Annotated in this window: 21 protein-coding genes, 1 pseudogene and 1 other annotated feature; of the genes and pseudogenes, 9 read left to right on the plus strand and 13 right to left on the minus strand. The window is 37.0% G+C overall.

Translation table 11 applies throughout. From position 1 onward, the window contains the following. Position 1: 1 nt before the first annotated feature. Positions 2-1108 (minus strand): pyruvate dehydrogenase (acetyl-transferring) E1 component subunit alpha, encoded by a 1107-nt coding sequence (gene pdhA / locus F0161_RS07530; RefSeq protein ID WP_150204219.1) that lies wholly within the window; start codon positions 1106-1108, stop codon positions 2-4. 323 nt (positions 1109-1431) lie between these two features. On the opposite strand from pdhA, the gene def reads away from it, so the two are divergent. Further along, complete coding sequence (gene def, locus F0161_RS07535; protein ID WP_137602411.1) at positions 1432-1995, plus strand: peptide deformylase; 564 nt, start codon at positions 1432-1434, stop codon at positions 1993-1995. 49 nt (positions 1996-2044) lie between these two features. Here the strand turns inward: def and F0161_RS07540 are convergent, their stop codons facing one another. Then, the gene (locus F0161_RS07540) at positions 2045-2518 is read right to left on the minus strand and encodes a hypothetical protein (RefSeq protein ID WP_150204220.1); all 474 of its coding nucleotides are present in this window, start codon (positions 2516-2518) and stop codon (positions 2045-2047) included. Positions 2519-2669: 151 nt separating this feature from the next. On the opposite strand from F0161_RS07540, the gene F0161_RS07545 reads away from it, so the two are divergent. Further along, positions 2670-2882, plus strand: coding sequence for a DNA-directed RNA polymerase subunit epsilon (locus F0161_RS07545; protein WP_137602409.1), 213 nt, complete (start codon positions 2670-2672; stop codon positions 2880-2882). A 92-nt stretch (positions 2883-2974) separates the two neighbouring features. Then, a complete protein-coding gene (locus F0161_RS07550; protein ID WP_150204221.1) occupies positions 2975-3922 on the plus strand; it encodes a diacylglycerol/lipid kinase family protein in 948 nt (315 codons plus the stop codon). A gap of 56 nt (positions 3923-3978) precedes the next feature. Here the strand turns inward: F0161_RS07550 and F0161_RS07555 are convergent, their stop codons facing one another. Next, complete coding sequence (locus F0161_RS07555; RefSeq protein ID WP_137602811.1) at positions 3979-4188, minus strand: hypothetical protein; 210 nt, start codon at positions 4186-4188, stop codon at positions 3979-3981. Positions 4189-4483: 295 nt separating this feature from the next. Between F0161_RS07555 and F0161_RS07560 the strand changes: the two genes are divergently transcribed. Next, positions 4484-5800, plus strand: a complete 1317-nt coding sequence (locus tag F0161_RS07560) for an ISL3 family transposase (protein WP_150203812.1) — start codon at positions 4484-4486, stop codon at positions 5798-5800. Positions 5801-5909: 109 nt separating this feature from the next. Here F0161_RS07560 and F0161_RS07565 read toward each other — a convergent pair whose 3' ends face one another. Beyond that, on the minus strand, positions 5910-7088 hold the full coding sequence (locus F0161_RS07565; protein WP_225423100.1) for a C40 family peptidase: 1179 nt from the start codon (positions 7086-7088) through the stop codon (positions 5910-5912). Between the two features lie 258 nt (positions 7089-7346). After that, entirely contained in the window at positions 7347-7874 is a 528-nt protein-coding gene (locus F0161_RS07570; RefSeq protein WP_150204222.1) for a hypothetical protein, read from the minus strand. A gap of 171 nt (positions 7875-8045) precedes the next feature. After that, positions 8046-8267: a binding site (T-box leader), on the plus strand. 100 nt (positions 8268-8367) lie between these two features. Between F0161_RS07570 and F0161_RS07575 the strand changes: the two genes are divergently transcribed. The 4 genes from F0161_RS07575 to tnpA all read left to right on the plus strand — a co-directional run bounded on the left by F0161_RS07575 (position 8368) and on the right by tnpA (position 11165). Beyond that, positions 8368-9162: a 2-keto-4-pentenoate hydratase gene (locus tag F0161_RS07575; RefSeq protein WP_137602813.1), complete on the plus strand. Its 795-nt coding sequence runs from the start codon at positions 8368-8370 to the stop codon at positions 9160-9162. A 115-nt stretch (positions 9163-9277) separates the two neighbouring features. Continuing rightward, complete coding sequence (locus tag F0161_RS07580; RefSeq protein ID WP_150204223.1) at positions 9278-9700, plus strand: Spx/MgsR family RNA polymerase-binding regulatory protein; 423 nt, start codon at positions 9278-9280, stop codon at positions 9698-9700. Between the two features lie 135 nt (positions 9701-9835). Continuing rightward, the gene (locus tag F0161_RS07585; protein ID WP_150204224.1) at positions 9836-10495 is read left to right on the plus strand and encodes a histidine phosphatase family protein; all 660 of its coding nucleotides are present in this window, start codon (positions 9836-9838) and stop codon (positions 10493-10495) included. 208 nt (positions 10496-10703) lie between these two features. Continuing rightward, entirely contained in the window at positions 10704-11165 is a 462-nt protein-coding gene (tnpA, locus tag F0161_RS07590; RefSeq protein WP_150204225.1) for an IS200/IS605 family transposase, read from the plus strand. A gap of 155 nt (positions 11166-11320) precedes the next feature. Here tnpA and F0161_RS07595 read toward each other — a convergent pair whose 3' ends face one another. From F0161_RS07595 to mnmA, 7 genes and pseudogenes are all read right to left on the minus strand, one after another. Continuing rightward, positions 11321-11887 (minus strand): TIGR01440 family protein, encoded by a 567-nt coding sequence (locus tag F0161_RS07595; protein ID WP_150204226.1) that lies wholly within the window; start codon positions 11885-11887, stop codon positions 11321-11323. 34 nt (positions 11888-11921) lie between these two features. After that, the gene (locus F0161_RS07600; RefSeq protein ID WP_137602644.1) at positions 11922-12920 is read right to left on the minus strand and encodes a ribose-phosphate diphosphokinase; all 999 of its coding nucleotides are present in this window, start codon (positions 12918-12920) and stop codon (positions 11922-11924) included. A 77-nt stretch (positions 12921-12997) separates the two neighbouring features. Beyond that, positions 12998-15469, minus strand: a complete 2472-nt coding sequence (gene recD2 / locus F0161_RS07605; protein ID WP_150204227.1) for an SF1B family DNA helicase RecD2 — start codon at positions 15467-15469, stop codon at positions 12998-13000. Between the two features lie 21 nt (positions 15470-15490). Further along, the gene (locus F0161_RS07610) at positions 15491-16165 is read right to left on the minus strand and encodes a tetratricopeptide repeat protein (protein WP_137602656.1); all 675 of its coding nucleotides are present in this window, start codon (positions 16163-16165) and stop codon (positions 15491-15493) included. Between the two features lie 12 nt (positions 16166-16177). Continuing rightward, positions 16178-16837 carry a histidine phosphatase family protein gene (locus F0161_RS07615; protein ID WP_150204228.1) on the minus strand — a complete coding sequence of 220 codons (660 nt, stop codon included), beginning with the start codon at positions 16835-16837 and terminating at the stop codon, positions 16178-16180. Positions 16838-16924: 87 nt separating this feature from the next. Continuing rightward, positions 16925-17266 (minus strand): annotated as a pseudogene (locus F0161_RS07620) (transposase); the annotation flags it as partial. 168 nt (positions 17267-17434) lie between these two features. Then, a complete protein-coding gene (gene mnmA / locus F0161_RS07625; RefSeq protein ID WP_137602647.1) occupies positions 17435-18568 on the minus strand; it encodes a tRNA 2-thiouridine(34) synthase MnmA in 1134 nt (377 codons plus the stop codon). 329 nt (positions 18569-18897) lie between these two features. On the opposite strand from mnmA, the gene nrdI reads away from it, so the two are divergent. Beyond that, entirely contained in the window at positions 18898-19359 is a 462-nt protein-coding gene (gene nrdI, locus F0161_RS07630; protein WP_137602648.1) for a class Ib ribonucleoside-diphosphate reductase assembly flavoprotein NrdI, read from the plus strand. A gap of 69 nt (positions 19360-19428) precedes the next feature. On the opposite strand, the gene F0161_RS07635 is transcribed toward nrdI, so the two are convergent. Continuing rightward, entirely contained in the window at positions 19429-19770 is a 342-nt protein-coding gene (locus F0161_RS07635; RefSeq protein WP_137602649.1) for a DUF1831 domain-containing protein, read from the minus strand. Positions 19771-19772: the final 2 nt, after the last annotated feature.

A 19772-nucleotide genomic window follows, 5' to 3' on the forward strand; every position in this document is an offset into this window, starting at 1 on the left:
ATTACTTCGACTCCTTTTCTTCAAATTCGGCGATTTGTTTAGCAATATCAGGTGTAGGAACTTCAAAGGTGTTCTTCAGCATATCAGAAACCTTTTCTGGTTCTGTAGCATCAGCAACTTTCAAAGCTTCCTTGAATGATTCTTTGCATTCTTCAACGTAAGCATCTTCTTGTTCTTGTGACCATTGGCCCTTGTCAGTAAGATATTTACGCATTCTGATCAATGGATCATTGTCGAACCAAGGTTTTTCTTCTTCCTTTGTACGATAACGACTAGGATCATCACCAGCACTACTATGAGCACCAAAACGATAAGTTAAAGTTTCAATCATAACTGGTCCGCTGCCGGCTGCAGCAAATTCACGAGCTTCTTTAGCAACAGCATAACAAGCTAAGATATCCATACCATCAACTTGAACACTTGGAATACCAGCAGCAGCAGCTTTTTGAGCTAAAGTAACGGCAGCAGTTTGTTTTGGACGTGGAACTGAAATTGCATACCCGTTATTTTGAATAATAAAGACTGCAGGTGCTTGATAAGCTCCAGCAAAGTTCATACCTTCATAAGTATCACCTTGAGAAGTACCACCATCACCTGTGTATGAGAATGCGACTGCATCTTCACCATTTTTCTTAAGTCCTAAAGCAACTCCGGCAGTTTCAACCATTTGGGCACCAATGATAATTTGTGGCATTAATGCACGCGCCTTAAATTGGTTACCAACCACATGGCCTCTTGACCAAAGGTATCCTTCTGCAACAGTTGCACCATGTTGAATTAATTGTGGAAGATCACGATAAGCAGGTAACAGATAATCATTTTCCTTAAAAGCAGAAACCGTACCCATTTCACTTGCTTCTTGACCATAAGTTGGTGCATAGAAGCCTAAACGACCTTGACGTGAGAAATTCATCGTTTGTTCATGCAGTGCTCGTTCCCAAACAAGTTTCTTCATGAAATCAAGCAGTTGTTCATCCGAAAATGTTGCCATCAATTCCTTATTAACAACTTTTGCATCATTATCTAAAATTTGGACTGGTTTGAAGTCACCGCCCAAATCGGCCTTAATTGCTGCAAAGTCAACGACTTTCTTACTATCTTTAGCCATACCTAACACGTTCCTTTCTATATTAACGTTACACGTCTCCTTGAAATGTAAGCGCTTTATTTGTCTACCCCTTTAGTATACACTGCCACTCTCTAATTGCAAGGGGTGTCTTGGTCAATTTTTCCTTATTCGTATTTAAAGTAGTGACTACCGAACAGTAAAATAGTTCACAATCGATACACATATGCCATTTTTTGCCCAGTATATCAACATTATAATTTGCTCACAGTTTCACATTATCCCTAAAAATTTTATGCTTATGTCATTCACATTTAAATATGATAAAATATAATTATTGAAAAATTTGAATGGAGCTGAATATTTTGTTTTTAATGAAAGATATCACTCGAGATGGTAATCCCGTTCTGCGTCGCTATGCTGACGACGTTCAATTTCCACTCTCGAAAGAAGATCAGCAACTAGCCACCGATATGATGGAATATCTTGAGGTCAGTCAAGACCCAGAATTATGCGAAAAGTACGGATTACGCGCTGGAGTTGGTTTAGCTGCACCGCAAGTGGGAGTTTCTAAACAAATGGCCGCAGTACTTGTCCCACCAGCTGAAGAAGATGATACTGAACCTGAGTTCAAAGATGTCATCATTAATCCTGTCATCATCAGCGAATCAGTCCAATACGGTGCACTATCTGAAGGTGAAGGCTGTCTGTCGGTTGATGAAGATGTTCCTGGTTATGTTCCTCGTCATGACCGTATTACGCTCCGATACCAAGATGTGGCCGGTGAAACACATACGATACGTTTGAAACATTATCCAGCAATCGTCTGTCAACACGAAATTGATCATCTTCATGGCATGCTATTTTATGATCATATTAATAAAGAACATCCTTTTGAAGCACCGGAAGATACAATTTTATTCGGGTAAACTATAAAGAGCCGTTAATGAAATTCATTAACAGCTCTTTTTGATTTGCTTAAGATAATTTGGCTAAGTCTTTGACATACTCAGCAGTAGATTCATTTACGACGTAGGCAACATCTATATGTAACTGATCCAAATATGTCCATAAATCAGTTACTATAAAGATTCTGTCGACATCTTCATACGACTGAATATCATTTTGGTCAGCATAAGTATTTAATTGCGAATTTAGTTGCCACCTCACCTCATCAAAATTAATTTTATTTGGCCCAACTGTAAATTGGTATTCAAATGCCATTACTCCTGCTCCCCACATATTGGCAACTGTTTCAGATGCAAATTGTGAATCCGGTGTTTCAATGTAGTCACGTTCAATTAAAATTGGGAGTACATCGTTCATGGCAGCATCCGTTATTTTTTGAGCATCATTGGTAATAATGGAGATTGCTCGTTTCGAAATCATTCGATGCACTAACAGATACACTAAAACTGCAACTACTATTGCTACTATTATACTAATAATCACAGTATCACCTCTTTCTATTAATAGAATAACATTATATTCTATCCTCAGAAAACAATATCATTCAATTTAGTTTGTCTGTTAGCATTAGTAGTAGTAATGTGCTAAAATTAAACTTGATTTACATCGATTTTAAATACAAGGAGTTTTGAAAATGATTTTTAAAGTATACTACCAAGAAACAAAAGTTCGTAATCCTAAACGTGAAGATACCCTTTCAATGTATGTTGAAGCTGATTCATTACCAGCCGCACGTGTCCTTGTGGAAGAAAACACAGATCACAACATTGAATTTATTGAACAACTTTCTGATAAAGCCTTTGAATACGAAAAAGAAAATCCAAACTTCAAAATGACTACATTTTAATTAACTTGCGATTTGATTAACGTCCAGGCGGGATTCCTGGGCGTTTTTATTTTTGTTAAATTACCTCAATCTAACCCATCGGGAGAACATCCATGTTTCTAAACATCATATTAAATAATACAGCTGGAAGCGGAAATGCCCGACATTCGTGGGAAATCGTGCAAGCAGAGTTGGAAAAACGACATGTTAGATACGAACTAAAAGTATCCAAATATAGTGGCCACGCTGAAAAGATTGCACTACAGTTGGCCAAGAAAGCGACCCCCGACTCCATTATCGTGGTACTTGGTGGTGATGGAACGCTGCATGAAGTCGTTAATGGTCTGCTAAAGCATCGTCGCGAACTGCCTTTTGATGTCCCTGTTGGCTACATTCCATCAGGCTCCGGTAATGATTTTGCTACTGCTTCAAAAATGACGACGGATCCATTGACCGCACTTGAAGATATTTTGTCATTAACAGAACCAACCACCATCAACGTTGGCTATTATGAAGAAGCAATGCGCCATGAGCGTGGCTTTTTTGTGAATAATATTGGAGTTGGCTTTGATGCTGCCATTGTTAGTCGCACTAATTCTGCTACTTCAAAAAAGGCACTCAACAAATTGCATCTAGGATCACTCTCGTATGTATTTTCGCTAATTGGTGTCTTATTTCATCAAGATTCATTTCAATTAATGGTTCACAACCGAAACAATCATGATATCTATCAAAAAGCGTTTCTTGTGACGACCTCGAATCATCCATATTTTGGTGGAGGGGTTCCCATCTTGCCAAATGCCAACGTCCACGATCCTGACTTGGAACTAATTGTGATTGAACGCCATAACTGGTTAATTCTGTTATGGATTGCGTTATTTATTCCCTCTGGAAAACACTTAAATTCTCATTGGGTACATCACTACAAATCAAGCTCAGTTCGCTTAACGACATCCTCATTAGAATTCGGACAATCAGATGGAGAAGAAATGGGTAGCCGTTTCTTCGACTTATCAATGAATACAGTTCAATACCCATTTTGGATTAAGTCTAGAAAATAAAAGACATCAAAACTGCTCTACACAGTTTTGATGTCTTTTTTAACGACTTAGAAGTATTAATCTTCAGAAGCGTCCATAGCTTCCAAAATCATACTTAATTCACTACACTTACTTCTAAGTTCGTTCATATCTTTTCCATATTTAGGTTCTATTGTTACAGTACCAATAGATTCAGTCTTACAACTGTCAGCTTCTTTCTGACAAAGACTATCTAATTGGTTTTGAGCGTCAGTCAATTCTCTCTGAATCTCAAATCTGTTACTCACTCCAAACACTCCCTCGCGTACTAAAGTATCAAAAGCAAATTCAAATTTGCAACACTGACTATATCACCAATTTAAGGAAATGTTAAGAGTTTTAACTTTACAATTTGGTTACATAAAAAGCCCCCCCAGATGGGATGGCCAAAGAAAATTTTTATGGCTCTATACTTTTTAGCGTGGAAGGTTAACAACCTCTACGCTTTTTTATGTACATTCTAAAAATCCGTAAAAAAAGACACTAGTTTATACCTAGTGTTACACTTTAATCGGCAAACCAAAATGAAAGTAGGTAAAACTAATGTCCATAAATAATTCTATACTAAGATCTGCAGGATTAACAGATAAATCAATTAAATTTTTGATTGATGAGAATGGAGAATTTAATCATACAATTCATAATGATAAACATGATGATACGCTGATGCTATACGGGGAACTATCAAGGTTCCCTGAAAGATGCCCATACTGTGGCTTTCCGATGGAAAGCAATTACTATCATAACGGTACCGACGAAGTCCGACTATCATTACCTTCTACAAATGGGTTCAAACAAGAATTAACCTTAACCAAGCAAAGATTTCAATGTTTAAATTGCTACGGTACATGTACTTCAATATCACCTGATTTTATTGAAAATTCAAAGATAACTAAGCCTCTTTGGAAACAAATATTTGACTTGGCAAAACAAGATATTAGTGAAAAATTAATTGCTCATATTACTAGATTATCAACATCTAAAGTACATGTAATTATTTCTGCATCCGCTTCGGACTACGTAACTGATACAACACAACAATTACCAAACGTAGTTTGTATCGACGAAGTAAAATATCGAAAAGGTCATTTTGGATTCGAAATACTTAACGGAAATACCAGTGAATTTATCGAAATTTACCCTCAGCGTGATAATAAATCAATTAGGCAATATTTATCACAATTCTCATTAAAAAACCGGCAAAAAGTAGAAATTGTTGTTATGGACATGAACGCTGGGTACCAATCACCCATACGAGAGCTATTTCCTAACGCTATTATTGTAGTCGATCGATTTCATATTGTTCAATTAGCTATGAAAGCTGTTCAATCTGAAAGGATCAAAATACAACGGGAACTCAGCGACAAGAAGCATAATCGTGTTTACAAATTATTAAAATCAAACTGGAAATTTTTCTTAAAAGCAGAACGTAATATCGATACCTCAAACACGAAGTGGTTTCGTGGTGTACATGAATATATGTATCCTCAGGATGCATTACAACTAGTTTTTAAAGACTTTCCGAACTTTAAAACAGTGTATGATGTTTATCAAAGTGTTCTAGACGCTCGGTTTAATCATACTTTCACGCCATTAGAACAACTAATTAATAATTATAAAAATAACAAAACTGAAATGGATACTGTGATTAAAACATATAAAAAGTACATCAAGGGAATTAAAGCAGCATTCGAAAATAATGCGTCTAACGGCCGATTAGAGGGCACAAATAGACGAATCAAACAAATTGGTAGAACTGCCTACGGCTATGCCAATTCAATGAATTACTTTTATAGAATTAGGATTCAGTTGCATAACAAGTTTATTTTAAAGCAGCAGTTTTTAACTTTTAAAGTATGAAAAAAGTGCAATACCAATCATCAATTGAGATTGATATTACACTTCTATTCATAAGCTTTTCATCAGCGATTATTGTTTTTTCACGCTATTTGACAAAGAGCCATTTTTATTAGTTGACAGTTCCAGCAAAACTAGGCATGAAATAGCTGCTAATTGACTGAACTTGTACATTTTCACCAGGTTCTGGAGCGGCAACAAATTGTCCATTACCAATATAAATAGCAACATGGTAAGTTGAACCATGATTACCCCAGAATAACAAATCACCAGGTTGTGCATCTGAAACAGATTTTTGTGTTACTTCAGATTCAAGCGATACAGTATAGTGAGCTAATGACTTACCTTCAGCGTTTTGGAATACGTATGCTACCAATCCAGAACAATCCATACCACTTAAGCTGCTTCCACCCCAAACATAAGGGATACCGGCATTAGCTAATTTGACAGCTAAACTAACAACTGATCCTGATTGTAAATCTGAATTAGTGTTCGTAGTTGTGGTAGTTGATGTTTGGCTTGAAGAATTATCAACAGCGGCAGTATCGTAATTTGTTGTATCTGCTGTACTAGTTGATTCAGTATAAGTTGATGCTGGTGCTTCACTAACGCTATCAGTAGCAGTAGTATCTGCACTAGTATCACTTTCAACAACTGCGCTACTTGCAACAGTTGAATCACTTTCAACTGGAGCAGCACTTTCGGCGGCTGTATCGCTTTCAACAACTGCACTGCTGGCAACTGGTGCGGCACTTTCAGCTGCGGGTGCGCTGCTTGCGACTGCACTGCTTGCAGCAATGGCAGTAGTAGATAAGTTCAAGACTTGTCCAACATAAATCAAATTACTATTATCAATGTTGTTGTTTGAAACTAACACATCAGCACTCACTCCGTATTTTGAAGCGATGCTTGAAATTGAATCTCCACTCTTAACAGTATAAGTACTGTCTGAATTAAGTGCACTTGCACTAGATGCAGTAGCAGTACTTGTAGCAACTGCGGCTGAGCTAACTGGAGCAGTAGTACTACCAGCTGAAATGTTCAACGTTTGTCCAGCATAAATCAAATCAACTGAAGAATTAACTTTTTGAACGTGCGCATTATTTGCTTCGATATCAGAAACAGATACTCCGTACTTTTGGGCAAAATCCCAAATTGTGTCTCCAGCTTTAACTGTAACAGTATCAGCGTTAGCAGTTTGTGTGCTAATTGCCATTAATCCTAAGGCTCCAACTGTACCTAATACAGCGCCTTTTACATATTTCGGTTTTTGTTTCGTAGTACTTTGCATGTTTCCACACTCCTCTTTTTAACAACGTCATATAAAACTATCTCATCACTCAAATTTCTATTTGTTTAGTAATGAGCTTTCGATAACTAGAATATTTATCAGTGGCTACATAGTAACATGATATTTGTATATTGAAAACAGTTACCAAACGTATACAAATGAATTAGATGCATATTACACAATGCCCGTAACACGAGGATTGTTGCTAAATCAATCTCAATTGAACACACTTTACTTATTGTTACAGTAAAATTACAATTACTTTACAAGATGTAATTTTATCTTTTCATGATCATGTTGAACCATCAAGTGATTACTTTTAATTTTCACAGTACCAGTCTGTTGATTACCGAATTGACGATAAAAATCACTTTTTGCAACAGTTTCTGAATTTCTAACATTATTTGAAGTTAAATCATCAGTAGATGCGTAGGTTGTCACAACCACAGACTCCGGTGTTAATTTAACAACCCCTTTTAATTTTGTGTATGTGCCAGTGTAGATTCGCTTCCAAACCTGACTCACCGTATTTGATTCTGTCAAAGTATAATTTTTTGAATCTGTAAAGTTTACTTCTATAGTAACTTTTTGATTATTAGGGTAGCTAGCTGATCCTTGCCATTTACCTTTGAACGTTGGCTTGGTCACTTTCTTTTTGGATGTGGTACTTGTTTGATCTACTTTTTTTGCCTGATGATTGCTGACTTGATTAAAGGTTAAAACACCTATTCCGGCAATCAAAACAATTAAAATGACGATAAATTCTGGTAAATGCTTGTTTTTCATAATATAAATTCCAATCTATTTCGTAATGTTCTAATACTATCATAAAACCTGAATTTTGTTGAATTTGTATAATACATATTTTGATAATTAGTCAGTATTTATCATCAAATTTTAAAAAAAGATTTGACAAAGTAATCAAAAGTGAGTAGATTAAGCATTATTAAAACTTGATTAAAAACGTCGACTAGGAAGTAGTTGCTTTCTGAATTTTAGAGAACCTTGGGTTGGTGAAACAAGGTAACCGGAAATCAATGAACATCGCCTACGAGTTATATAATCATCATTCAGTTGATATTATATTGGGTAGCTACCATTATCAGCGCCGATTCGGCACGAGATGTAGTTAAGTTATTAACTACAATTAAGGTGGTACCACGCTAACACGTCCTTTTTATTAGGACGTGTTTTCTTGTTTTAATAACATATTTTTTGAAAATTGGCCAATTTTCATCTACTTAATGACACTTACATAATTTTATTGGAGGAATTACATATGACAAATTTAACAGACGTAACAGCTCAAGAAGCAAAAGTTGCAGAAACATTATTTAACGCACTGGAAACACAAACTAAACTAGTTGAAGCAGATGTTAAAGATTTAGTCACCACAGATGAATCTGCTTACCGAGTGCAACACGCCTTAACTGAATTAAAGAAGGAAAAAGTTGGTGGTTACAAAGTCAGTTTAACTAGCAAGCAAACTCAAGACATGTTTGATTCTGATTCACCTTTATACGGTGTCGAAGTAGAACATCAATGGTTAACTTCACCAGCAACTGTTAAACTGACCGATTTAATGGAACCCTTAATTGAAGTTGAATTGGTGTTCACAGCTAATGAAGATCTCTCAGCAAATGATTCCTTGGAAACTTTACTGCGTAAGACCTCTGTTTCACCCGCTGTCGAGCTCCCTGACGCACGCTTTGTTGATTGGTTCCCATCATTATCAAAACACATGGTAATGGCTGACAGCGCTGTCAGTGGACGTGTAGTCTATGGTACTCCTCATGATACTTCCACTATGGCTGTCCAAGATTTAGAAAAAGTTGAAGCAACTTTGAAACTTGACGGTAAGGAATTAGCTTCCGGGGCCTCAACTGAAGTCTTAGGGAACCCGCTTAATTCTTTGTCTTGGTTAGTTAAAAAGCTCGACAGTCAAGGGCTCAAATTAACCGCCGGACAACGAGTTTCGAGTGGTACATTTGTCTTGCCACCTCACCTTGAAGCTGGTCATTATACCTGTGATTTCACCAACGGATTTGGTAGCGTTGATCTTCATGTTCAATAAAAATTCATACTAATTAAGATTTAGTATTTACTTATCTAAAATAAAATAAATTAGTTGATACCTTTTCAATTGTGCGGTAGAATTTACCTCAACTAAGAAAGAGAAGGTGTCTATTATGGTAAAAATGTATTTTCACACAAACGATCCTTCAAAACGTAAAGCCGTTAAGTGGCTCGCAGAACATAATGTAGATATTGAACAACGCAACATTGAAAACGAACCCTTAACTGAAGCTGAAATTATGAACCTGTTTACCCTTTCAATTGAAGGAACGGATGAATTAATTTCAAAACGTTCGAAGGATACTAAGGCTTTAAACCAAGATACAGATCAAATGACTTTGAAACAATTATCAGAAGCCATTCAAAAAGCTCCACATATCTTAAAAAACCCAATTATTTTTGATAAGCATAAACTCGTAACTGGGTTTGACCTAGAAAAAATTGGTGCATTTGTACCCAAGAGATTACGTAAACTGGAATTATCAGCCCTCTTTGCCAAACTTTACCCAGCCGGTACAAACGTCAAATTAGCTTAAATCCTAACAGTTGTCGTCAACTTTCGTTGCGATGACTGTTTTTTTGTTGGCGCAATTTTAATCTTTATGACAACCTAACTATTTGTAGTAAACTATATTCATAAGTTTTTACAATCTGATGAGGAGTCATAAATAATGAAAACAGTTAACGTATATATCGTGCGCCACGGAGAGACTATCTTTAATACCTTAGACAAATTACAAGGTTGGGCAGACTCGCCTTTAACTGATAAGGGTATCCAACTTGCCATTGACACAGGCAATACATTATCCAACGTCCATTTTAATTCTGCTTACGCTTCTGACATGAAGCGAGCCATTGATACTGCCAAATTAATTCTCAAACCAAATAAATACCTGTCACATTTGAATGGTGAATTACCCGAATTTAGGGAAGCTTTTTTTGGACTATTTGAAGGACTTGATAATATGTCCTCTTGGAAATCTATCGCGACCCCCTATGGTGCTTCCACCCAAGCTGAAATGTTGGAAGAAGTTTCACCGTTAGTCGTCCGTGACCGAATGAAAAAAGCTGACCCCACAGGTTTGGCAGAAAATGGCGAAGAATTTATTACCAGAATCCATCACGGTTTCAATCAAATATTTGATTCATCTGCTGATAACGACAATGTGCTAATTGTAAGCCATGGGACTTTGATTCGTGCCCTCGCCATTCAATATGGTGATTCCTCGATGGATCCTGTTCATGAATTTCCTCTCAATGGTGGTATCACCAAAATTATCGTTGGACCAAATAAATTAACCGTAACTGAATACAATCAAACATCAATCTAAAAAAATGGTACTCATTCCGTCGTCTACACGACTTAATGAGTACCATTTTATTTTGCGTCTTTAGACCTGGTTGAGCACGTCAAGTGTGCGAAACAAAAAACCACCTGCTATGCGGGTGGAGAGTAAATGGGTTATACAAAAATGCCCCCATCAGATTTAGCATGAAGGTGTCGAAGCCAACATAAAAAATCGAAAGGGAGCATTAAATATGGCGAATAAACTTAATAGTCTTGCGCACACAAAATGGTATTGCAAGTACCATATCGTATTCACACCAAAGTATAGAAGAAAAATCATTTATAATCAATATCGGAAGGATCTACAAAACGATATTAGGTTGTTATGCCAGTACAAAGGTGTTGAAATAATTGAAGGACACATGATGCCAGATCATGTACACCTGTTGGTCAGTATTCCACCCAAATTAAGTGTTTCAAACTTTATGGGATACTTGAAGGGCAAAAGTACGTTAATGATGTTTGACCAACATGCGAATTTAAAATATAAATTTGGAAACAGGCATTTCTGGTCAGAAGGATATTATGTTAGTACAGTTGGTTTGAATGAGGCAACCATAACAAAATATATTAGAGATCAAGAAAAGCATGATCAAGCGGTAGATAAGTTAAGTGTTAAAGAATATGAAGACCCTTTTAAGGGTTCCAGGTAAGTAATAACGTCGCCACTTAAAGTGGCGGCAAAAGTGACAAATGCATTCAATTGGCTTTGATGAAATAAAAAGCCAGCGCCTTGAGACGCTGGCAAGTACATAGGGCTTATAGCCCATGAACAAACCACCCGTTTTACGGGCGGTTATGATTAATATTAATCTATTGGTTTCCAAACATATTGTGCTCGTTCGCCACCAATTAACTTGGGACGACTTGTTAAATATGTGATATGTGCGAATCCTATTTCAGTTACAGAGGTTCTCAACGGAATCTGAACAAACTTAACATGCTGTCCAATCGCGGTGTCACCGATATCAATTCCACCAGCTGCGACGATATGCTCCACTTCAACGGGATCAGCAAACCTTTCATATGCGGCAACTTGGGTTGCTCCACCTGCATGAATTGCGGGCACCACGAGAACTTCTTCATATCCTCGTTTTTCAGCTTCACTACGTTCCATCAAAAGCGCTCTGTTCAAATGTTGACATCCTTGAACGGCTAAATGTAATCCTCTTGCTTGTAAGGCAGGTAAAATAACATCGATAACCATTCTTCCCACTTCAATTGACGAATCTTTACCGATTGTTTTCCCATGTATTTCACTGGTACTTGAACCTAAAACAACTAATGCGTCTTTGGCAAAATCTGCCTGGTCTAAGAACTCTTTAACAGCAATTTTTAGTTGTTTTCTGCTATCTTCTAAGTTAAATTCTGTCATATTCTCATTCCCTCTTTGTTAATGCATCTTACACCTAAATCTGAGCGTTTTTATTATCTGAACTAATAAATAATGCATCCACCGGTTCATTATTATGAATATGTCTAATAGCTTGTGCTAATAAAGGTCCGACAGATAATTGGACCAGTTTAGCACCCTTCTTTTCTTCAGGCAAATCAATTGAATCAGTGACAATCATTTTTTCAATTGATGATTCATCAATCTTTTTCATTGCCGAATTTGAGAACACGGCGTGTGTCGCACACGCATACACTTTATCTGCTCCGAAATTCTTTAATGCCGTGGCAGAGACAGACATTCGAACCCCTGTGTCAACAATATCATCTACTAAAATTGCGGTTTTCCCTTTCACATCCCCAATTACGTATTCCGGAACTGATTCATTTAACCGCTCAATTTCTTCAGGACTCCGATTATCGATAATTGCGATTGGTGCTTTTAAGATTTCAGCTAATTTACGTGCTCTGGTAACTCCTGCATGATCAGGGGCGACAACCACGATGTTTTTAAGAATATCTTGACTGTAGAAGTAATTTGCCAATAATGGTGCTGCTAGCAAGTGATCAACTGGCACATTGAAAAATCCTTGAACCTGAGCAGCATGCAAATCTAATGCAACTACCCGGTCAACGCGATCCATTTCAAGCATGCTGGCGATTAATTTAGCGGTAATCGGTTCACGAGAACGTGCTTTCCGGTCTTGACGTGCATATCCATAATATGGAATCACCACGTTAATTGTTTTGGCACTTGCTCTACGTAAAGCGTCTACCATAATCAAAAGTTCCATCAAGTTAGTATTAACAGGATCTGAAATCGATTGAATTACATAGACTTCACACCCACGAATACTCTCATCAATCGTAATTTGAATTTCTCCATCCGCAAACTGTTTCAGGGTGGAGTCACCCAAAGGTAGTCCAAGCGATTTAGCAACATCTTCCGATAGAGGTTTGTTTGAACTTAAAGCGAAAATTCTGACATTTTCTGCATTTTTCATTTGTTGTACCATTTGTGGGCTCTCCTTCAATTTTTCTATTCGATTTATTATCGCAACAATTCACACCGCTTGCAAGTTTCTATTACTATTTATTGTGACTCAACAAAGTCTTTAGGTTTGATTCCGCTCATTCCAATCATTGGATCAATCTGACCATTTTCTATCGAGTTAATGGTTAAGATATATGATTTCTTTTCTGACTCGTTATCTGGCTCATTAGTTTCAGTTGTTGTTTGTGTTTTAGGCACATCTTCTGTTGGTTTGACAATCATTGGCTGCATGACCGAACCATTGAAGATTTCCTCTAGCCTCATCAGTAAGGTAGTTTTACGATTTACTGCCTCATTTTTAATTGCTTGAGCAAAAGCTCGCGGTTCGCCAATTAGCACCAGTTTGCTTTTAGCTCGCGTTATTGCTGTATACAACAAATTTCGTTGTAGCATACGACTATATTGTGAAACCATTGGTAAGATGACCATTTCAAATTGGCTACCCTGTGATTTATGAATCGAAATACTGTACGCCAATGTTAATCGTTGCCATTCATTTCTGGTATAAGTCACTTCATTTTGATCAAATTCAATCACCATTCTATCTGTTTTTGGCCCTTTTTCTTGAGGTACACCCAAATCTATACTGACGATTGTCCCAATATCACCATTGAACACATTATTTTCAGGGCTGTTTACTAAGTGGAGAACTTTATCTCCAATCCGGAATTCTTCACCCCGATATTCAACTGACTTAGTTTTTTCATTTTTAATTTGATTAAAAATATTTTGTGCAATTGAATTTAAGCGATTGATACCGGCACTTCCTCGATACATTGGTGCCAATATCTGAACTTGCATTTTGGAATATTCACGTGTTTTTGCCCTTTCAACAATTTGTTGAATAACTTCAGAAACTTGATCTGTTCGACATGGAATAAACGATCTGTCCTTAAATTGTTTTGTTAAGTCATTTGGAACCTCACCTAATTTAATAGCATGTGCCAATGGAATAATCGATGATTCTTCAGACTGTCGATAAATATTGGACAATTCAACCTTTGGTAATTTAGAAAAATCCAGTAAATCATGGAATATTTGACCCGGTCCAACAGAAGGTAATTGATCCTTATCTCCTACAAGAATGATTTGCATCGTACTTGGAATTGCGGCTAATAACATTTTAAATAGTGAAATGTCTACCATAGATAACTCATCTACGATCAATAATGATCCGTTTAAATCATGCACGTTAATATCGTTTGATTCTTCACGTCCAGTCAAACCAAGTAGCCGATGAATGGTACTGGCAGGTAATCCCGTCGTTTCACTCATTCGTTTGGCAGCACGACCAGTGGGTGCGGCAAGTAAAATTGGAAATGGCGTATCTTTATACGCATTGATATCTAAAGAGTACTGATGTAACTCTGCAAATGCAGTCACAATACCTTGAATAATTGTGGTTTTTCCAGTACCAGGTCCACCAGTTAATAGGAAGATACGCGATTTTAACGCTTGCGTTATGGCCTGCTTTTGAGACTCATCATACTCGATATCATTGCGTTTCATGATTTTTAAAATGGTCTTTTCGATTTTACTATCATCAGACAAGACATCTTCATCACTATTCAGCCGATGCAAATGTTCAGCAATTTGCCATTCAGCATTAAATAAATTAGTTGGATAAATTCGATTATCTTGCGCAACAATTTGGTTAGAACTTGCCAATGCAACCAGCCTATCAGCCACTTGTTTGGGATTAATTCTGACATTCCGACTTTCTTCTAACAATTGAACGGTTTGTGTGAGTAACGGCTTAGCCATTGTATATGTATCGCCCGTTTGCATCGTCACATCATCTAAGACTTGCAATACACCCGCATCAATTCTTCGAGTATCATCAGCAGGAATTTGCAGCTTCTCAGCAACTTGATCAGCTTTTTTAAAACTAACTCCCTCAATGTCCCTAGCTAATTGATAAGGATTTTTTTCAATTCTCATTAATGTCTCATCACGGTACTTTTCAAAAATTGATGTAGCTAGCGAACTCCCAAAGCCAAAATCATTTAATCCAATGATTATTTGATCCATTCCTCTTGAATCAGCCAGATTATCAATGAGAGTTTTTACAATGGCAGGCTTTAAGTTTAAGCCAGTCAGAGCATCTGGATCATTAACAATTTTATCAATTGCACCTACTCCAAGTGCATCAACAATTTTTTCGGCAGTTTTCTTTCCAACACCTTTGAACTGGTCGCCAGATAGAAAGGTAATTAAACCTTCTGCAGTCGTTGGTTGCATGCTGTGATAATTACTAGACTGAAATTGTTGGCCATATTTAGGATGATCCACCAGCTTGCCTTCAAATCTGTAAGATGTTTCTTCATTAATTTCACCAAAGTTTCCAGTGACAACCACCTCATCGTCATGCCAATCAAAACTTGTCTCTTCAACTTTAACTAACAATACCTTGTAAAAATTATCTTGACTGGCAAAAAAGGTAGCCTCAACTTTGCCCACAAAAAAAGAAGATTCACTCGGATTTTCAAATAAATTCATTGAATTGTCCATTTCGCGTTTCTCCTCTTTTAATTATTTATTACTATCTTGTAGTGTCTTTTCAATATCTGCGATTTTTTGTTCGCTTCTAGCATAATAGTCAGGGTCAAGTTGTTTAGCTTGTGCCAAATAATCATGATATTCTTCACCCAACACCATTGCAACCAAGCCACGATTAAACTGTGTTTCAGCACGACCAGGATGGTGTTCTAAAATGTCATCATAATAGGCTTTGGCCTGTCTAAAATCACCCAGTGCTAAAAATGCATCCCCCAACACTTCATTGATTTCTGGATCTTGCTTACGTAAATCATGAGCCGTAATCCCATATGCCAAGGCACGTTTATAATCATGTTTTTGAACCAAACTTTGTGCCAACATTAAATAAGCATCGGCTTTTAGTTTTGGATTTTCAATTTGGTTATATTCTTTAATCGCTTCATCATAGTTACCACGTTCGTAGTATAAATTCCCTAAACCATACTTAAGCAAATTAGTAGATTTAGTATCATTTTCGAACAACCCTAACGCCTTCATGAACAGTTCTTCCGCTTGTTCATGGCTATTCAATTTAGTTAATAGTGAGCCCAAATCATAGTAGTTTTGAACCTTATCTGGATGCTGATCAATTGCCGCAACTAATTTTGAAATCAGCTGTTCAGACTGTTCCTTCATCTTTTCTCGTTGACCCTTTGATTGATTGTCCATCATCTTCCACCCCTAAATTGTGTCTGTCAAATCTTTCTCTTTATGCAAATAGTCAGTTTGATTCCAACTGATAATTTTAAAATCTTGACCATGATTTTTCGTTTCAAGAACTGTAGTCGAGGTATTACTTAAGCCACCGCGATCTCGTAAGTGAGCAAGAGGTACTCCGACAATTCCATTCAATGCTGCATTCAGCGCTGCCCCGTGTGAAACTACCAAAATGTTTTCGTCATCTGCTGCAGTTTGTAAAATTTCATGAATTCCGTGATTAAATCGTTGAATCAATGCCGGAAATGATTCTGCTCCAATTGCAGTCGGATCATATTGATCTGGATGATTTCTAAACGCATCAAATTCCACCGGATATTGTTGCTCAACTTCAGAAAATAGCATTCCTTCCATTTTACCCAAGTTAAATTCAGCCAATTCATTCATTAAACTAACTCTAATGGGCTGCTTCAAATCGGCCACTAATTCAAATGCCGTTATTCTTGCACGCTTAATGGGACTTGCATATAACCGTGAAAATGGAATTCCTTTTAGCGATTTAGCTAATAATTTTATTTCATCATAACTCTGTGGTAATAATGGCGAGTCTCCATGCATTCCCTGGTATCTTGATTCGAGGTTCCATTCAGTTTTTCCATGTCTAATAAAATATAACTTTGTCATTTTTCACCTATGTTTAATTTCAATACTTCATTATCCCAATTATACCGTCAAACTTCAACTGTTTACATATTTTTTATACCCGGAAATCTTGATTAAGTTAGAAACTTCTTTACTGGATCGAAAATTATTGATTGTTTTGTAAGAAATTGTGGCATCTTGACTCAACCATTTCATTGGAATATTTTCGGTATTCATTTCAACAATTCTACGTCCAGAAAATACTTTGCGAGAATACGCGAAAAGGAGCATTTTTATTAACATAGCCGGATGATAAGCAGGACGACCAGTGGTCGCCACAGAGGTTTCAATAATATTATGCGGAATTGTCTCAACAAACATATCAATTAGTCTCGCAATATGGTTATTAGGAATATCAAAATTTAAGTTTAAAGCGATGCTAGTTTGTGCTGTGTTATAATTCTTGTACATGGAAGGAAACTCCTTTACTGTTTTGTTGTTTGGTTTGGTCGCTAACATCATAACAGGAATTTACTTCCTGTGTACATAGTTAAAGGGACTTTGGAGTGTTTTTCCAAAGTCCCTTTATTTTTTATAGCCTGGAATTAGTTTTTTTCCAGCCACCTTATTTGAATTTCATTAGACATATTGAAGTGTTTTTGCTTCATTGTAAGCTACATCAATGATTGCACTACCGAGGCACTCATCACCATCATAAAAGACAACGGCTTGTCCTGGGGTAATGGCACGAGCTGGATCATCAAACTTCACAGTTACTTCGCTACCATCGTCTGCAACTTTGACGGATACACCGACATCTTGCTGACGATAGCGGAACTTAGCTGTACAATCAAATGACTCGCCGTTCTTGGTATCATCACCATCAACCCAGTGAATATCACTAGCTGACAAGTGAGTCGCATAGAGCTTTTCGTTATGGTAGCCTTGACCGACATAGAGGACGTTCTTAGTTTGATCTTTACCAATTACAAACCAAGGATCGTTATTCTCGCCGCCTCCGCCAATACCAAGACCTTTACGTTGGCCAATAGTATAGTACATTAAACCAGCGTGTTGGCCCTTAACTTCACCATCGAGTGTTACCATATCACCTGGCTTAGCAGGAATAAAGGTACTCAAGAAATCACGGAAGTGACCCTTCTCACCGATGAAGCAAATCCCAACGGAATCTTTCTTGTCAGCTGTGGCTAATCCAGCCTTAGTGGCGATTTCACGCACTTCCGGCTTAGTCAATTTAGCTAATGGGAACATTACCTTGTCAAGTTGATCATGTCCAAGTTGACTGAGGAAATATGTCTGATCCTTGTTCTGATCGGTGGCACGCATTAAATGCATGTTACCATTCTCGTCACGCTCTAAATCAGCATAGTGCCCAGTTGCGATATAGTCCGCACCTAATTGCTGAGCGTACTCAACAAAGGCCTTAAACTTAATCTCCTTGTTACAAACAACGTCTGGGTTAGGAGTGCGATCTTTTTTGTACTCATCAAGAAAATATGAGAATACACGATCCCAATACTCTTTCTCAAAATTAACTGAGTAGTATGGAATACCAATTTTCGCAGCAACCTTTGCCACATCCTTGTAATCTTCCGTAGCCGTGCAAACGCCATTCTCGTCAGTGTCGTCCCAATTTTTCATGAACACACCAACCACATCATAGCCTTGCTGCTTAAGCAGCAAAGCTACAACAGATGAATCGACGCCGCCACTCATGCCGACTACAACACGAGTTTTACTGTGATCTGTCATTTCATCACCATCATTCATATAGATTCTGGAAAAATCCACGAGTTGAAGGTCGTAATAATCCAGTACTTAAAATAATAACACAAACCCTACTATTGTTCATCTATTAACACTTTTTATTAAACATTTAATTAACCGAAAATTATCAATCAATAACAAATTATAAACAGTTCCGAACTTTTTACATTTTTTTAAATTAAAAACCCTTGAGAGTATGGTAATCTATCTCTTATCAGAATATAATAAATATAAATAGTTGATTTCGTTTACTTTTTTAAAATCATGAAGTAATGTATTATTATACATGTTGGGAAGAAAGAAGAGGTAACAACTTGAAAGAAATCTATATTCTATATATTTCTATCGAAGGAAATACGCAATCATTTTTAGATCGTCTTTGTCGTTACTCCAATCAACAAAATGCAATTAACTCCGATAAACCACTTGTTAAACTGCGTGAAATAACCGATCAAACCGACTTTGAGGACGAGCAAGAGAAATTTTTTGCATTCGTCCCTACCTATTTAGATGGTGGTAATGGTATCGATTCTGGTGTTAAAGAGTTGATGACAAATTCACTTGGTGAATACATCGCCTTCCATAATAACTCTAGGCTCTGCATTGGAATTGTTGGTAGCGGCAATATGAATTTTAATGAACAATATTGTTTAACCGCCCGTCGATATTCCAAGAAATTTGACGCTCCCGTCATTGATGATTATGAGCTACGTGGGACGTCTGCTGATATTGAAAGAATTTACAACAATATGGCTGGCATCATCAAGGAACAATAGTTACTAAAAATGGTACTCCTGAAATTATTTCAGTGAGTACCATTTTTTCGTTCTATATTACTTAGAGGATTAGCTTTTAACAAAAATGCCACGGTCAATCATGCCGTTTAAAATAAAATGAAGTTGCTCCGTAAACTCAGCAGCTCTAGCATGAGTAAAAATATTAACAGCCATTGTACCACTCTGATTGACAGTATTCATTTTGAATCCATCCAACTCAGGGCTAACCGATATTTTCAAGCGTGCTGCAGGTGTAAATGGTGACTTTTGGTCCAATGGCGCTTCATATGAATACGTTCCACGTTTGGAAATTGCAAAGCCCAAATCACGTAATGCATAACTTTTTATTTCTGAACTAATTGAATAAGTATCCGTATCTCCTGGAAGTTTAATTGCTTTTTCAAATGCCATTT

The sequence above is a fragment of the Paucilactobacillus nenjiangensis genome (assembly GCF_008632615.1).
GTDB classification, from domain to species: Bacteria; Bacillota; Bacilli; order Lactobacillales; family Lactobacillaceae; genus Paucilactobacillus; species Paucilactobacillus nenjiangensis.

Excerpts from the sequence above, each read along its gene's own strand:
- pdhA (WP_150204219.1), bottom strand. The coding sequence starts at position 1,108 with ATGGCTAAAGATAGTAAGAAAGTCGTTGACTTTGCAGCAATTAAGGCC.
- F0161_RS07545 (WP_137602409.1), top strand. The coding sequence starts at position 2,670 with ATGATTTTTAAAGTATACTACCAAGAAACAAAAGTTCGTAATCCTAAA.
- F0161_RS07550 (WP_150204221.1), top strand. The coding sequence starts at position 2,975 with ATGTTTCTAAACATCATATTAAATAATACAGCTGGAAGCGGAAATGCC.
- F0161_RS07560 (WP_150203812.1), top strand. The coding sequence starts at position 4,484 with ATGTCCATAAATAATTCTATACTAAGATCTGCAGGATTAACAGATAAA.
- F0161_RS07565 (WP_225423100.1), bottom strand. The coding sequence starts at position 7,088 with ATGCAAAGTACTACGAAACAAAAACCGAAATATGTAAAAGGCGCTGTA.
- F0161_RS07570 (WP_150204222.1), bottom strand. The coding sequence starts at position 7,874 with ATGAAAAACAAGCATTTACCAGAATTTATCGTCATTTTAATTGTTTTG.
- F0161_RS07575 (WP_137602813.1), top strand. The coding sequence starts at position 8,368 with ATGACAAATTTAACAGACGTAACAGCTCAAGAAGCAAAAGTTGCAGAA.
- F0161_RS07580 (WP_150204223.1), top strand. The coding sequence starts at position 9,278 with ATGGTAAAAATGTATTTTCACACAAACGATCCTTCAAAACGTAAAGCC.
- F0161_RS07585 (WP_150204224.1), top strand. The coding sequence starts at position 9,836 with ATGAAAACAGTTAACGTATATATCGTGCGCCACGGAGAGACTATCTTT.
- tnpA (WP_150204225.1), top strand. The coding sequence starts at position 10,704 with ATGGCGAATAAACTTAATAGTCTTGCGCACACAAAATGGTATTGCAAG.
- F0161_RS07595 (WP_150204226.1), bottom strand. The coding sequence starts at position 11,887 with ATGACAGAATTTAACTTAGAAGATAGCAGAAAACAACTAAAAATTGCT.
- F0161_RS07600 (WP_137602644.1), bottom strand. The coding sequence starts at position 12,920 with ATGGTACAACAAATGAAAAATGCAGAAAATGTCAGAATTTTCGCTTTA.
- recD2 (WP_150204227.1), bottom strand. The coding sequence starts at position 15,469 with ATGGACAATTCAATGAATTTATTTGAAAATCCGAGTGAATCTTCTTTT.
- F0161_RS07610 (WP_137602656.1), bottom strand. The coding sequence starts at position 16,165 with ATGGACAATCAATCAAAGGGTCAACGAGAAAAGATGAAGGAACAGTCT.
- F0161_RS07615 (WP_150204228.1), bottom strand. The coding sequence starts at position 16,837 with ATGACAAAGTTATATTTTATTAGACATGGAAAAACTGAATGGAACCTC.
- mnmA (WP_137602647.1), bottom strand. The coding sequence starts at position 18,568 with ATGACAGATCACAGTAAAACTCGTGTTGTAGTCGGCATGAGTGGCGGC.
- F0161_RS07635 (WP_137602649.1), bottom strand. The coding sequence starts at position 19,770 with ATGGCATTTGAAAAAGCAATTAAACTTCCAGGAGATACGGATACTTAT.